Here is a 939-nt window from a genome sequence, read left to right on the forward strand (position 1 = left end):
ATAACAAAAGCACTTGCAGCAAGTAAATGCGGCAAGTGCTTTTCTATGTCAGACGTATCAGCCTTTGATGACGCTGACAAAGCCGGAGAGGATGGCGGCGTTGAGCAAGTCAACGAAGAAGGCGCCGACCATAGGTACAATCAGGAAGGCTTTGTGCGACGGGCCGAAAGTTTGGGTAATGGACTGCATGTTGGCAACGGCGGTCGGGGTGGCACCCAAACCGAAGCCGCAGTGGCCTGCCGCCAATACGGCAGCGTCGTAGTCGCGACCCATGAAGACGTAGGTAACGAAAGTGGCGTACAGAATCATCACGACGGTTTGTACGGCCAAGATGATGGTCACAGGGCCTGCCAGACCGGTCAATTCCCACAGTTTCAGATTCAGAAGAGCCATGGCAAGGAAGAGCGACAGGGAGGCGTTACCGAATACGTCGATGGCGCGGTCGAACATATTGACTTTGAAGGTTGCAGTCAGGACGTTGCGGATGACCACACCTGCAAACAGACACCATACGAATTTAGGCAGGTCGAAGAAGGCTTTGTCGTAGCCGTCGACGATTTCGGCAAAAGCCAAACATGCGGCAAACATCGCGAGCGTTTCGACAGCGGAGTCAGCCGTAATCAGGCGTGTACGTTGTGCTTTTTCGAAGATGTCGTCGGCAACATCGTTGTCGTCGGATTTGGCAGTTTTGACGACAGGTTTACGACCCATTTTGTTGATCAGACGGCGTGCAACAGGACCGCCGATCAAACCGCCGAATACCAGGCCGAATGTTGCAGAAGCCATACCCAAACCGGTTGCGCCGGTCAGACCGAATTTGCTTTCAAAGTCAGGACCCCATGCGCCGGCTGTACCGTGACCACCGGTCAGGGTAATCGAACCGGTAATCAGGCCAATCAGCGGATCCAAGCCCAATGCGCTCGCCAAGCCGACACCGAC

The 939-nt window shown here is 54.6% G+C and carries 1 protein-coding gene; it reads right to left on the reverse strand.

Annotation, left to right across the window (positions count from 1 at the left end):
• Positions 1 to 57: 57 nt before the first annotated feature.
• On the reverse strand, positions 58 to 939 hold an 882-nt coding region (gene gltS / locus ACTHSP_RS20885; RefSeq protein WP_440346873.1), incomplete at its 5' end, for a sodium/glutamate symporter.

It is taken from the genome of Neisseria sp. P0001.S005, assembly GCF_051963715.1.